Origin of the sequence: Pedobacter frigiditerrae (assembly GCF_032678705.1) — a bacterium.
Classification (GTDB): domain Bacteria; phylum Bacteroidota; class Bacteroidia; order Sphingobacteriales; family Sphingobacteriaceae; genus Pedobacter; species Pedobacter frigiditerrae_A.
The window spans coordinates 1,564,137-1,578,070 of record NZ_JAVTSS010000002.1 but is presented as its reverse complement, the minus strand read 5'-3'; the positions used below and the strand labels follow the sequence as shown (position 1 = coordinate 1,578,070).

The following is a 13,934-nucleotide window of genomic DNA, read 5'->3' as shown; positions in this document are numbered from 1 at the left end:
ACTATAATACCAAAAAATTAAAATCTGAATTAACTTTAACGAAAACCCTACTAAAATGGTCGAAAATCAACTTGTCACAATATGTTTACCTCACGTTCTAGCTGAACGTTGAATTTGGTATAGACAGTTTTTATTATTTGTTCTGAAAAATTATACACTTCTTGTCCACTTGCATGACCATGGTTTACCAAAACCAATGCCTGATTTTTCCATGTTCCAGTTTCGCCTACAACTTTCCCTTTAAAACCACATTGCTCAATTAACCAACCAGCAGCTAATTTTACTTTGCCGTTTGCTACTGGATAATTAACCACTTCAGGAAATTTTTTGATTAACTCATCGAAAGCTGCTTTTTCGATAACAGGATTTTTAAAAAAGCTACCTGCGTTGCCAATAGTTTTTGGATCTGGCAATTTACTAACCCGAATATGAGAAACCACTTTAGAAACATCTGCGATAGTTGGCTCAATGATATTTCTATTTTCCAACTCTGTTGTAATGGCTCCGTAATGTGTTTGTAGATTGGCCTTATTACTTAAATGGAAAACTACAGAAGTGATGATATATTTTCCTTTAAGTTCATTTTTAAAGACACTATCTCTATAATCAAACTTACAATCGGCATAAGTAAATGTTCTTATTTCGCCAGAAGCGATTTCAAATGCTTGGCAAGAATGAAATACATCTTTAAGCTCTACACCATAAGCGCCAATATTTTGTATGGGCGATGCGCCAACAGTTCCAGGAATTAAACTTAGATTTTCAATACCTGCAAAACCATTATCCACGCAGTAATTTACTAAGTCATTCCATACGATGCCGCCACCTGCAGTAACCATCACATCATCACCTTGTGTAGTAAAACTGATGCCAGGAATACTTACTTTGACAACCAATCCATCAAAATCTTTAGTGAACAGCATATTACTGCCCCCTCCCAGAATGAGTAATTGTTTTTCTTTCGCTATTGAATGACTGAAAACTTCCTTTAAATCTGCTATGCTTTTTATTTCTGCAAAGTATTTCGCATTTACATCAATACCAAATGTGTTATAATTTTTTAAGGAAATGTTTTCTTGTAAGATTGGCATGGGGCAAAGATATTAATTAGCTAATTGATTAATTAGCTAATTAGCTAATTTCTTCTTCGTGAATAACCCTTTCAATTCTCTTATCAGGAATTAACCAAAGTAATGCTACTAACACAAATAAAGCTCCAGAAATCCAAGTGTGAATAAAGGCGCAAGGAATGGCGATGATGTAACATGCCAAGGAGATTTTCCCTTTAAAATCGCTTCCTAAGGCTCTTGACAGCAAAGAATTTTCCCCATGATGCTTAACCAAAATCATAGATAAAATGGTATAAGCTATTGCATTCATTAATAACACAAAGCCATAAAGTGCTGTTGGTGCTGGAGTGAAATGGTTTTCTCCCATCCATGCTGTGGCAAAAGGAATCATGGATAACCAAAACAACAAATGCAAATTGGCCCAAAGCACAGCACCGTTAACTTTATTTACCACCATAAACATGTGATGATGATTGTTCCAATAAATACCTACGTAAATAAAGCTCAAAACATAACTAAGAAAGACAAATAGCAACGGCATTAAATCTTTTATAGAATCTCCATGTGGAACTTTTAACTCCAATACCATAATGGTTATAATTATGGCAAGCACACCATCGCTAAATGCTTCAATTCTTCCTTTTTTCATAATATACTATGGGTTACTGGGTTCTCCGTTATGGGTTAATATGTTATAACTTTTATCAATTTCGAAGATAAAGAAATCCCATTTATAATATAATTTATTGTTTTGGAAAATTACTCGCAACTCATAACCCACAACTCTTAACTCCCTTATTTCACCTACTCAAATCCTTAATTCACCGAAAAAGCATATATCAAATCAGTTGGTTTATCTTTTTTTGTAGCATGGAAACAACACAGAATGAGCTAACGCTCGCAGAAGAGATTAAAATTTTAATCAGGAAACTTTGGAATTAAAAAAAGTTTCCATAGTTTTGCTCCATCATTTAAGATTATGTTGGAATATAATAAAGTAGAAACCACAATAGCTGAGGAGATAGAAATTTTAATCAGAAAAATTTGGGGCTAGTTTTTACTAAAAATAATTAAGGAGCAAAATTGGAAGTTAAAGAATATATAGTTGAGGAGGCGGATAAGCTTTTTTGCCAATACGGTTTTAAAAGCGTAACCATGGATGACATTGCCAAACACTTGGGTATGTCGAAGAAAACCATTTATCAGCATTTTAGCGATAAAGATGAATTGGTTAATATTCTGATAAAGGATAAGCTATCTAATCAAGATTGCACAATGGACTTTTGTGCAAAGAGTGCAGAAAATGCGGTGCATGAAATATTTTTTGCCATAACTAATATTAATGAGTTATTGACTACAATGAACCCTAAGCTATTTTATGATTTACAAAAGTATCATCCAAAAGCTTGGTTGCACTTTAGAGAGTTTAAGGAAAACAAACTGGGTAAATGTATTTATGTAAATCTTGAGCGTGGTGTAAACGAAGGACTTTATCGCCCTGAGATTAACAAAGAAATTTTAACACAAATGCGTTTAGACCAAGTTGATTTAATTTTTAATCAACACGACCAATATAAAATGGCAAAATATAACCTTGCTCAGGTGATGGCAGAAATAACAGAGCATTTCCTTTATGGCATTTGTAACCATGCAGGATTAGAAAAAATTAATTATTACAAACAACAATCGTCGCAAGCATTATAAACCTTTATGAAACATCAACTTTACATCTTCATCTTATTTTTGGGCTTAGCCATTCCAGCGACAGCGCAAATAAAAGACACCACAGCAAGTTTTAGCTTACAAGAAGCTATTGCGTATGCACAAACCCATCAAGTTAGTATAACAAATGCTAAAATAGATGAGCAAATAGCTATAAACACTGTTAAACAAACAATTGGAATTGGCTTACCACAAGTAAGTGCCAACGCAAGTTTTCAAGACTATTTGAAAGTACCTACAAGTTTATTACCTGGAGAAGTTTTTGGCCAACCTGGCACACAAATTCCAGTTAAGTTTGGTGTGAAATTTAACTCATCTGTAGGTTTAGAAATTAACCAGCTTTTATTTGATGGCTCTTACCTTGTTGGCCTCAAAGCGTCTAGAACTTACAAAGAATTATCTACTAAAAGCACAACCAGAAGCAGGATAGAAACAGCAGTGGCCGTAACCAAGGCCTATTATTCAGTATTAGTTAGCAACGAGCAATTAGCTTTGCTCGATGCGAATTTAGAGCGTTTAAAAAAATCACTAAACGATACTGAGCAAATGTTTAAAAATGGTTTTGTTGAGAAAATTGATGTTGACAGGCTAAGCGTATTAAACAACAACTTATTGACAGAACGTGAAAACGTAATTAGATTATTGGCCCTTAATGTTAACCTATTAAAGTTTCAAATGGGAATGACAATTGGCAGTAAACTAGCGTTAACCGATAAAATTAGTAATGTTAATATTGATAAAAGTCCAGTATTAGGCGATAGTCAAGCCTTCAATAAAAGGATTGAATATTCTTTATTGCAAACTCAAAAGAAACTGAATGAGCTAGACGTTAAACGTTACAAAAGCTTGTTTTTACCTAGTTTAGGTGCTTTTGGAAGCACTTCTTCAAACTTCCAAAACGATAAGTTCTCTAACTTATATGACACTCGTTTCCCAACTACGGTGATTGGTTTAAGACTTTCGGTTCCTTTAATTTCTGGCGGACAAAAACTTTATCAGCTTCGCAATGCGAAATTAGCATCGCTTAAAACTGATAATGAACTAATCAACTTACAGAATGCCATTAATTTAGAAGTTAATCAAGCGCAAACTGTTTATTTTAACGGTCAACAATCTTTAGAAAACCAAAAAAGGAATATGGATTTGGCTAAAGAAGTATTGCGTGTAACTAAAATCAAATACGACCAAGGTGTTGGTTCTAGTTTAGAAGTAACAACTGCCGAAACTGCATTAAAAGAATCTCAAAATAATTACATCAACGCTTTATATGATATGCTGATTAACAAAGTAAATCTTGATAAAGCTTTAGGAAACATAAACTACTAACCTTACAAAACAAATTTATAATGAAAAGAATATTATTTATAGCAGCCATCGCATTTTTAGCGGCTTGTTCTTCTGAGAAAAAGGACCCAAAAGCTGAATTAGCAGAATTAAAAAAACAGCGTTCAGAATTGGATGCTTCAATTGCAAAATTAGAAGCAACAGTAGGTAAAGACTCATTAGCTACAAAAGATGTAACGGTTTATGATGTTAAAACTGCACCTTTTAACAATTACATAGAGATACAAGGTAGGGTTGATGCAGAACAAAACGTTTTGGTTAATCCAGAAATGCAAGGCATTGTTACTGCAGTTTATGTAAAAATTGGTCAAAATGTTGGCAAAGGGCAAGTTTTAGCTCAAATTGACGATAATGTTTTACGCCAAAGCATGGCTCAATTACAAACTCAAATAGATTTAGCTAATAACTTATTCAATCGCCAAAAAAATCTTTGGGATCAAAAAATTGGAACTGAAGTTCAGTATCTGAATGCAAAGACGCAGAAAGAAGGATTAGAACGTCAAATGAATGTTTTAAGGTCTCAACAAGCTATGTACAAGATTAAATCTCCTATCTCTGGAACCGTTGAACAAATGGACTTAAAGGTAGGTGGAGCTGCAAGCCCAGGTATGTCGGCAATTAGAGTTATTAACGCCAATTCTTTGAAAGTTAAAGCACAAGTTGCTGAAGCTTATTTAGGCAAAATAGACCAAGGAGATGATGTAAAAGTTATTTTCCCAGACATTCCTGATAGTTTAAACACGAAAGTTTCTTTTGCCGCTAGAATAGTTGACCCTGCTTCACGCAGTTTTAACATCGAGGTAGTTTTACCTTCGAACAAAAAATATCGTGCAAATATGATATCGGTATTAAAAGTTGTAGATTATAAAAACCCTAAGGCGATAACAATCCCTGTTAATGCAATTCAAAATGCAGAAAATGGCAAATATGTAATTGCTGTAATTAATGGAAAGGCACAGCGAGTTACAGTTACCGTTGGAAGAACAATTGAAGGTAAAAGCGAAATCTTGTCGGGTTTAAAAGAAGGCGATAAAGTTGTTGTTACCGGAGTGGATGACCTGAACGAAGGAGACCCAGTTAAATATTAATTAGCTAATCGGCTAATTTGCTAATGAGCTAATTAGTCTCTCAAATTATATAAAAAATGAAAGACGTTAACAAAGAGTTTAAACCATCGAGTTGGGCTATAGATAACAAAACCGCTATTTATATCATTACCATAATGATTACCATAGCTGGTATATTTGCCTATAACTCTACTCCAAAAGAGAATTTTCCAGAGGTAATCATTCCGAAAATTTTCGTACAAACTGTATACCCAGGTACTTCTCCACAAAACATGGAGACCTTGGTAACCAAACAACTGGAGAAACAAATCAAAGGAACGCAAGGATTAAAGAAGATCACTTCAAACTCTTATCAGGATTTTTCGATCATTACTGCTGAATTTGGTACTGACGTAGATATTAAAGATGCTAAACAGCGTGTAAAAGATGCTGTAGACAAAGCTAAAACTGATTTACCAAGTGATTTACCTGATGATCCAACGGTACAGGATATCAACCTTGCTGATTTACCGATTATGTATTTAAACATCTCGGGTAATTTTGATTTGAAAAAATTAAAAGAGTATGCAGATGATATACAAGACAAAGTTGAAGCATTACCAGAAATTTCTGGAGTTGACATTGTAGGAGCGCTAGACCCTGAAATTCAAATTACTGTAGACATTAATAAAATGAATGCAGCACAAATTTCTTTCTACGACATTTATAATACTATACAAAAAGAAAACGTAACTGCCTCAGGTGGTACAGTAAAAATGGATGGTTTACGCCGTACATTAAACATTAAAAAAGAGTTTAAAAATGCTGAGCAAATCTCCAATTTGGTTATAAAAACACCAACTGGTGCTGCTGTATATTTAAGAGATATTGCTGAAGTAAAAGATGCATTTAAAGAGCAAACCAGTTATGCCCGTTTAGCTGGCAAAAACGTAATTACGTTGAACGTTAAAAAACGTGCTGGCCAAAACTTAATTGAAGCTTCAGATAAAATTAATGCAATCATTAAAGACATGAAGGAAAACTCCTTGCCTAAAAGCTTGGAAATAAAAGTTACTGGTGATCAATCTGATCAAACACGTGTAACCTTACATGATTTGATCAATACCATTATCATTGGTTTTATCTTGGTTACCATCATTTTAATGTTCTTTATGGGCGTTAAAAATGCAATTTTCGTTGCCTTGTCTGTGCCACTCTCTATGTTCATCGCATTCTTATTTATGCCTGTACTAGGAAGCATAATGGGCTTCAGTTTTACCATGAATATGATTGTACTCTTCTCCTTCTTACTAGGACTGGGAATTGTAGTAGATGATGCCATTGTGGTAATTGAAAATACACACCGTATTTTTGATAATGGAAAAGTGCCAATTGTTAAAGCTGCTAAAATGGCTGCCGGGGAAGTATTTGTACCAGTATTTTCTGGAACATTAACCACATTAGCACCATTCTTCCCTTTATTATTCTGGCCTGGAATTATCGGTAAGTTCATGTATTTCTTACCCTTAACTCTAATTGTAACTTTGTTTGCTTCACTAATTGTTGCTTATATCATTAACCCAGTTTTTGCGGTTGATTTCATGGAGCACGATGACCATTCGGCTAATAAAAAACCAACTTTTGACAAGAAAACGAGTAAAACAGTTATCATTTTAGGCGTAATTACTGTTGTGGCCTATGCAATTGGTTTAATGGCTGGAAGTTTTGGTTTAGGGAACTTTATGGTGTTCATCATCATCATTTATTTACTAAATCATTTCTTCTTAGAAAATGCGGTTAAAACATTCCAAAACAGAATCTGGCCAGCATTTCAAGACAAATATGTAAAAGTATTACATTGGGCAGTAGAGCACCCTAAAAAATTAATTTGGGGAACATTCGGTTTGTTCTTTGGTACAATTATCTTATTCGTGGTACTTGTAATAAGTGGCAGACAAAAAGTAATATTTTTCCCATCAGCTGACCCTAACTTTGTTTATGTGTATGTTGGCTTACCAGTTGGTACTGATCAAGCTTATACCAACGAAGTAGTTAGAAAGGTTGAGCAAAAAGTAACCAGTGTGCTTTCTAAAGATGGAAAAGTTGACCCTGTAGTAACTTCTATCATTTCTAATGTTACTAAAGGTGTTACCGACCCTCAAGATGAAGATCAGGGTGAATATCCTAACAAAGGAAAAGTTACTGTTGCCTTTGTTGAGTTTGGTAAAAGAAATGGTGTAAATACATCTGATTATTTGGGTAAAATTAGAGATGCCGTAAAAGGAATTCCTGGAGCTGAAATTTCTGTAGCACAAGAACAAGGTGGTCCGCCAACAGCGAAACCGATTAGTATTGAGATAACTGGTGATAATTTAGATTCAATTGTAAGCACTTCAGAAAGATTAAAAAAATACTTAGTTGGTAAACAAATCGCTGGTGTTGAAGAGTTAAAATCAGATTTCCAGAACAATAAACCAGAAATCGTTTTTGATATTGATAGAGAAAGAGCAAACAGAGAAGGTATTTTAACTCAAGACATTGCTACAAATCTTCGTTTTGCATTATTTGGTGTAGAGGCTTCTAAGTTTAGAGATGATAATGAAGATTACGAAATCAATATTCGTTCAAAAGATGAGCAGAAAAATAACATTGAAGTATTGAGAAATACTAAAATGACCTATAGAGATATGGCTATGGGTGGTCAAATTAGACAGGTTCCAATTTCATCTTTTGCAACTATAGATTATGTAAACACTTATGGTGGTATTAAACGTAAACAACAAAAGAGAATCATTATTCTTTCGTCGAATGTTTTGGGAGAATATAATGCAAATCAAGTTGTGGGGAATGTTGCCCAAGAAGTTGCCCAGTTTAAAAAACCAAATGGTGTAGAAATTAAAATGGCAGGTGACCAAGAAGAACAAGCAGAAACAATGGGATTCTTAGGAACAGCGTTTTTAACTGCAATTGGTTTAATCCTAATCATTTTAGTTACGCAATTTAACTCTATCAGCAAGCCAATTATCATTTTGGTTGAGGTGTTATTTAGTTTAATTGGAGTACTGGGTGGATGTATTTTATTTAACATGCCATTCTCTGTAATGATGTCTATGCTTGGTATTGTTGCCTTAGTAGGTATTGTTGTTCGTAACGGTATCTTGTTGGTAGAGTTTACTGAACTTCTAATTAGCCAAGGTGCAACAGTTAAGGATGCAGTTATTGAAGCTGGCCGTACTCGTATGACTCCAGTGTTATTAACGGCAACAGCAACAATGCTGGGCTTAATTCCATTAGCAGTAGGTTTAAATATCGACTTCGTGAAGTTGTTTACAGAGTTAAATCCGCATTTATACTTTGGTGGTGATAACGTTGCTTTCTGGGGACCACTATCATGGACTATGATTTTCGGTTTAAGTTTCGCAACTTTCTTAACCTTAATTCTTGTTCCTTGTATGTATATCGTAATGGATAAAAACTCAAGAGCTATTAAAGGTTGGTTCAAGAAAAAACCAGCGCCTGTTGATACTTTTGCAAAAACAGCAGAAGAACCAACTCACTAATTATGTAAAACACAAATAACCTGGCCCTTTAGTCGAAAGATTAAAGGGCTTTTTTGTACCTAATAATAACAGGATATCGATAATTAGAAAAGCAATTGCAGTAATCAAATTAAAGTTAGTCAGGCTATTCGCTGCAATCTTTTATGTCCTTCACTTCGTCTTCGCTCAGTGCAAGCTCGCTCAGGATGACATAAAAGTATTTCCGCTGCTATCCCGTTTATTGAACTTCTGTTTTTGCTACTATTTAGGGTTGCAAGCTGCCAAGAACCCCTCACTTTGTTAAATAAACCTGATAGCAGCGAAAATTTTGGTTGTTGTCAGTCTGAGCGTAGTCGAAGACCAACAAGCAAAATTTGTAGCGTATAGCAGGGCTGCTCCCGATAGCTATCGGGAAGCCAAAAACCACTGCCATTGTTTTTCAAACCCTAATCTCAATTCGCTCTACTCAATTCTTATTTAATCGCACTAATTTTGGCCACAATAGCTGTAATTAAAATCCCAAAACAGCCGATAACCGCATAAGAATAACGCAAACTAGATAATGCAGAAATGTAACCAATTAGAGGCGGACCCATTAAAAAACCAAAATAACTGACACCAGAAACCATTGCAATTGCAATGCCTGGAGAAACTTTGGTATTTGTACCTGCAATGCTATAAACCATAGGCACAATACCAGAAACACCAATACCAACCAGCATAAACCCAAATACCGATGGGATTAAAAATGGGAAAATAACAGAAGTAAACATGCCAATAGAGATAATTACACCACTTACTTGTAATAATCTTTTTCTGCCATATTTTGTGATTACTTTATCGCCTAAAAACCTTCCGGTAGCCATCATGATCATAAAGGAAGTATAACCTAAAATGACTAAGGCTTGTGGCGCTTTTACTATATCCTTAAAATAAACCCCACTCCAATCGAACATTGCTCCTTCTGTGGCCATGCTACAAAAACCTATAATACCTAATTGCACCAATACGCCTTGGGGTTTTGTAAACAGTTTTGGTTTCTCTGTGGTTGTTGGTTTTTGTCCGCCTAACAAATAACGATAATTAATGGTAATATGCATCCAAGCCAATAAGGCAATAATGCAAAAGTGAATGTAGGGAGAAAGCTCAAGGTTAATCATTAATAAGCCAATTAAAGCTCCTGAAAAACCACCAACACTCCAAGCGCCATGAAAGGAAGTCATGATGGGTTTACCATAATACTTTTCGCCAGAAACGCCTTGTGTATTTAAAGCGATGTTGCATAAATTTCCCGTTACGCCAAATAGAAAAAGACATAAAGCCAATTGCCAACCCGCAGTTGCCAAGCCTATGAAAGTTAGTGCTAAGGCATAAAGAGGTGTTGCAATAGTTAACATTCTTCTGCTACCAAAAATGGTGGTTAACCTACCAGAGATGGGCATGGTTAACAATTGTCCAACGGGTAATGCTAACAAAATGCTCCCTAATGCTGCATCTGAAAGTTGCATTGATGCTTTTAAATCAGGAATACGACTTGCCCAAGAGGCAAAAACAATTCCTTGTCCGAAATAGAATAAAGAAACCGCTAGTCTTACTCTTTTCTTGCTGTAAGGATGGTCTTGAAAAGAATCTTGTAAAACTGGAGTTTCTATGATTTCGGACATAATGTGGTTGGCCAAAGATGATTATTGCGAATTGCAAAGTTCCTTAAATCTATTGGCAAAAGAAAGTGGTTTTTATCATTTGGAAATAATAAGTGTAAGTCATCCTGAGCGTAGTCGAAGGACTCTACAGTCTTCGATAAACTTAGACTTACAGCTCAAATAAAATAAATGCCAGTAATTGCTTACTGGCATTTTAATGAAATATATCTTTTCAAGTCTTTACTGACTTTCAGACTCTCTTACAATTTATTTGGTTGAAAAAACCTAACTGTTCCGTCATCTTCATTTGACACGATTAACATACTTTTCCCATTCGGACTATCTTTTGGTTTTACAAACATTAAACCTTCAGGGGCATCGCCAGTGGCAAATAATTGTACGAATACTGGTTTGGAAGGAATGCTGATATCATAAGTAGCAATCATATCTACTCTTTCCATTCCAATAAAAGCTAAGGTTCTTCCGTTTACTTTAGCTACGGTAACACCTTCTACTTCTACTCCTTTATTGTCTGAGCGGTCATCATCATATTTACCAGCATCAATTACTCTTTGCTCTAAATCTTTACCAATATTGGTAATTAAAATACCTGATGTGGCATTGATGATACTCAAGCTCCTTCCACCTGTTGCATATAATTCATCATAATCTCCATCGCCATCAATATCTCCATAAGACCTTGTAACGGTTAACCTGCCAAGGTTAGCATCTTGTTTTAAAGTTGCTGCTGTAGGGAATTTTGTTGGGTCAAGCATTAAATCTTTTACTCTTACTTCTTCATTAAATCCTGCCCAACCACGTGTATCTCCTTCATTAGCTAAAGCTAAATAGTTGTTATCGTTAACAGAAAAATAAGAAATAGCATCTGGTAAATAAAATGCCTTAATTGGCCAAGTACCTAATTGTTTTTTACTGTCTTTATCACTCACATCAAAAGCATTGTCTGCAAGGCTGATGTCTCTTGTTCCTAATGGCAATATTTTAGTGATTTTACCAGCAACTAAATCTACTTCTGCTACTGCATTATTTTCTTGTAGAGTTACAAATGCTTTTTTTGAATCTCCTGCTACAGCTACATATTCTGGTTCAATGTCTTGAGCAAAGCTTGCATTGAGTCCGTAAATTCTTAAACCAGCAGCAACTAAGGTAGCTTTTGAACTTTCAAAACCAGCGAAATCTAAGGTCTTAACGGTATAGCTATTTTTTACATCAATAATTGAGATAGAACCAATTGGGTCAATTGTATATGCATCGTTAGGTTCGCCTTCATTTGCAGAAATGATGTAGTTACCATCTGGACTAAAAGTTACCATATCTGGCATAGCACCCACACTAATTTTTTTAACTTCAGACAAGTCTGATGTTTTTAAAACAACAATATCTCCATTAGATTGAGGAGTAACGCCATTTAACGCAATTGCCAATAAACCATTGCTTACTGCTACGCTATTAATACCTGCATTGCTTGCAAAGGTTAATGTTTTTGATTTAGTAACAGTTGGATAAGCGCTTAAATCTACCACTTCTACTTTAGTGCCACCATCATTACTTACTACAAATAATTTTTTGGTTGATGGGTCGTAAGCTGAAATTTCTGAAGCAGTTGCACCACCTAAATCAATCATTGCCGTTTCAGAAAAACTGTCAATTTTTTCAGGGACTATTTCTTCTGTATCTACATTAATTGGAATTAATGGGTCGTTCTTTTTACAAGATGTGATTGCTATTGCAAAAAATGCAAGTGCAGTAAATAGTTTCGTTTTTAGGGTCATTTTTTATCTGTTTATCTAACCGCAAAAATATTCCCTACCACTCAAACCTATATTTGCTATAAGTTATGTTTGTATTAAGTTTTGAGTTTGAAATCAAACCTAGACCAGCGGCTTGTTTAATTGAAATTACCACCCCGCCCTTTGGGCACCCCTCCAAGGGAGGGGAATTGTTTAACAACAAAAAAGCCAGTAATTGCTTACTGGCTTTTCAATCTCATATCTCAAATCTAGCTTCTCACATCTTAAATATGTATCGCTCTATTTTCAGTTGCTGCCATTGCAGCTTCCTTTAAAGCTTCAGTATAAGTTGGGTGGGCGTGACAAATTCTTGCAATATCTTCTGCAGATGCTCGGAATTCCATGGCAACAACAGCTTCAGCAATCATATCTGCAGCACGAGGACCAATCATGTGTACACCTAAAACTTCATCCGTTTTTTCATCTGCTAAAACTTTAACAAAACCATCAGTATCCATACTTGCTTTTGCTCTTCCACTTGCTTTGAAAGGGAATGAACCAGTTTTATATTTCACACCAGCAGTTTTCAATTGTTCTTCTGTTTGTCCAACTGAAGCAACCTCTGGCCAAGTGTAAACCACACCTGGGATTAAGTTATAATTGATGTGCGGTTTTTGACCAGCGATAGTTTCTGCTACATAAATACCTTCATCTTCTGCTTTGTGAGCTAACATGGCACCAGTAATTACATCGCCTATGGCATAAACACCTGGAACAGACGTTTCTAGATGTGTATTTACAGGAATTTTCTTACCTCTCTCTTCAACCGTAATGCCAATTTTATCTAGACCTAAACCTTCGCTGTACGCGGTTCTTCCAACCGCAACAATACAGTAATCTGCTTCGAATGATACTGCTTCGCCTTTGGCGTTATCTGCAGTAACGGTTACTGTTTTACCTTTAGTTGTTGCACCAGTAACTTTGTGTCCCATAAAGAATTCCATACCTAAAGATTTCTTTAAAACACGCTGTAATTCTTTACCTAAACCAGCATCCATGGTAGCAATGATAGATGGCATGAACTCAATAACAGAAACTTTTGTTCCTAAACGAGCATATACAGAACCTAACTCTAAACCAATTACGCCACCACCAATAACGACCATCGTTTTTGGAACTTCTTTAATGTTTAAAGCTTCAGTAGAAGTAATGATTCGTTTTTTATCGATTGGTAAAAAAGGTAAAGCCGTAGGTTTTGAACCAGTTGCGATGATTACATTTTTAGCTGTGATTGTTTCAGTTGAACCATCACCTTTGGTAATTAAGATGGTATTTTTATCTACAAATGAACCAACACCTTCAAATGCATCAATTTTATTTTTCTTGAAAAGATAAGTGATACCTGCAGTATTTTGAGAAACAACGTCGTCTTTGCGAGCAATCATTTGTTTCATGTCAACCTTTAAATCTTTTAAGTTGATACCGTGAGTTGTAAAAGAATGTGCTGCGTTGTGGAAATGCTCAGAAGAATCTAGCAAAGCTTTTGATGGAATACAACCTACATTTAGGCAAGTACCGCCATAAGTTTTATATTTTTCTACTACTGCTGTTTTCAAACCTAACTGTGCACAGCGAATGGCACCTACATAACCGCCCGGACCGGAACCAATTACAACTACATCGTATTGCATATCTTTTTAATTTTTATGTGGCTAAGTTACGGATTACCTTGGAAAGTTGAAATGTTAGAATGTTGGAATGTTGTAAAGTTAGAGAGAGGGATTGTTAGATTGATTCATTGGTGCATTGGTTCATTGGT

9 protein-coding genes are annotated in these 13,934 nt (G+C 35.3%); 4 read left to right on the top strand and 5 right to left on the bottom strand.

Annotation, left to right across the window (positions count from 1 at the left end):
• Window positions 1–74 precede the first annotated feature (74 nt).
• Window positions 75–1,091 (bottom strand): UDP-N-acetylmuramate dehydrogenase, encoded by a 1,017-nt coding sequence (murB, locus tag R2Q59_RS17435; RefSeq protein WP_316786550.1) that lies wholly within the window; start codon window positions 1,089–1,091, stop codon window positions 75–77.
• Window positions 1,092–1,131: 40 nt separating this feature from the next.
• Window positions 1,132–1,719, bottom strand: coding sequence for a TMEM175 family protein (locus R2Q59_RS17430; RefSeq protein ID WP_316771334.1), 588 nt, complete (start codon window positions 1,717–1,719; stop codon window positions 1,132–1,134).
• 434 nt (window positions 1,720–2,153) lie between these two features.
• Here R2Q59_RS17430 and R2Q59_RS17425 point away from each other — a divergent pair, with 434 nt between their 5' ends.
• Genes R2Q59_RS17425 through R2Q59_RS17410 form a run of 4 tightly spaced genes read left to right on the top strand, consistent with a single transcriptional unit; the run spans window position 2,154 to window position 8,742 of the window.
• A complete protein-coding gene (locus R2Q59_RS17425) occupies window positions 2,154–2,774 on the top strand; it encodes a helix-turn-helix domain-containing protein (RefSeq protein WP_316786549.1) in 621 nt (206 codons plus the stop codon).
• Window positions 2,775–2,780: 6 nt separating this feature from the next.
• On the top strand, window positions 2,781–4,118 hold the full coding sequence (locus tag R2Q59_RS17420; protein ID WP_316786547.1) for a TolC family protein: 1,338 nt from the start codon (window positions 2,781–2,783) through the stop codon (window positions 4,116–4,118).
• Between the two features lie 20 nt (window positions 4,119–4,138).
• Entirely contained in the window at window positions 4,139–5,224 is a 1,086-nt protein-coding gene (locus R2Q59_RS17415; RefSeq protein ID WP_316786545.1) for an efflux RND transporter periplasmic adaptor subunit, read from the top strand.
• Window positions 5,225–5,280: 56 nt separating this feature from the next.
• Window positions 5,281–8,742 (top strand): efflux RND transporter permease subunit, encoded by a 3,462-nt coding sequence (locus tag R2Q59_RS17410; RefSeq protein ID WP_316786543.1) that lies wholly within the window; start codon window positions 5,281–5,283, stop codon window positions 8,740–8,742.
• 452 nt (window positions 8,743–9,194) lie between these two features.
• Here the strand turns inward: R2Q59_RS17410 and R2Q59_RS17405 are convergent, their stop codons facing one another.
• The 3 genes from R2Q59_RS17405 to lpdA form a co-directional block, all read right to left on the bottom strand.
• A complete protein-coding gene (locus tag R2Q59_RS17405) occupies window positions 9,195–10,385 on the bottom strand; it encodes an MFS transporter (protein WP_316786541.1) in 1,191 nt (396 codons plus the stop codon).
• A gap of 239 nt (window positions 10,386–10,624) precedes the next feature.
• A complete protein-coding gene (locus tag R2Q59_RS17400; RefSeq protein ID WP_316786539.1) occupies window positions 10,625–12,157 on the bottom strand; it encodes a choice-of-anchor I family protein in 1,533 nt (510 codons plus the stop codon).
• A 242-nt stretch (window positions 12,158–12,399) separates the two neighbouring features.
• On the bottom strand, window positions 12,400–13,806 hold the full coding sequence (lpdA, locus tag R2Q59_RS17395) for a dihydrolipoyl dehydrogenase (RefSeq protein WP_316771322.1): 1,407 nt from the start codon (window positions 13,804–13,806) through the stop codon (window positions 12,400–12,402).
• Window positions 13,807–13,934: the final 128 nt, after the last annotated feature.

Excerpts from the sequence above, each read along its gene's own strand:
- murB (WP_316786550.1), bottom strand. The coding sequence starts at position 1,091 with ATGCCAATCTTACAAGAAAACATTTCCTTAAAAAATTATAACACATTT.
- R2Q59_RS17430 (WP_316771334.1), bottom strand. The coding sequence starts at position 1,719 with ATGAAAAAAGGAAGAATTGAAGCATTTAGCGATGGTGTGCTTGCCATA.
- R2Q59_RS17420 (WP_316786547.1), top strand. The coding sequence starts at position 2,781 with ATGAAACATCAACTTTACATCTTCATCTTATTTTTGGGCTTAGCCATT.
- R2Q59_RS17415 (WP_316786545.1), top strand. The coding sequence starts at position 4,139 with ATGAAAAGAATATTATTTATAGCAGCCATCGCATTTTTAGCGGCTTGT.
- R2Q59_RS17410 (WP_316786543.1), top strand. The coding sequence starts at position 5,281 with ATGAAAGACGTTAACAAAGAGTTTAAACCATCGAGTTGGGCTATAGAT.
- R2Q59_RS17405 (WP_316786541.1), bottom strand. The coding sequence starts at position 10,385 with ATGTCCGAAATCATAGAAACTCCAGTTTTACAAGATTCTTTTCAAGAC.
- R2Q59_RS17400 (WP_316786539.1), bottom strand. The coding sequence starts at position 12,157 with ATGACCCTAAAAACGAAACTATTTACTGCACTTGCATTTTTTGCAATA.
- lpdA (WP_316771322.1), bottom strand. The coding sequence starts at position 13,806 with ATGCAATACGATGTAGTTGTAATTGGTTCCGGTCCGGGCGGTTATGTA.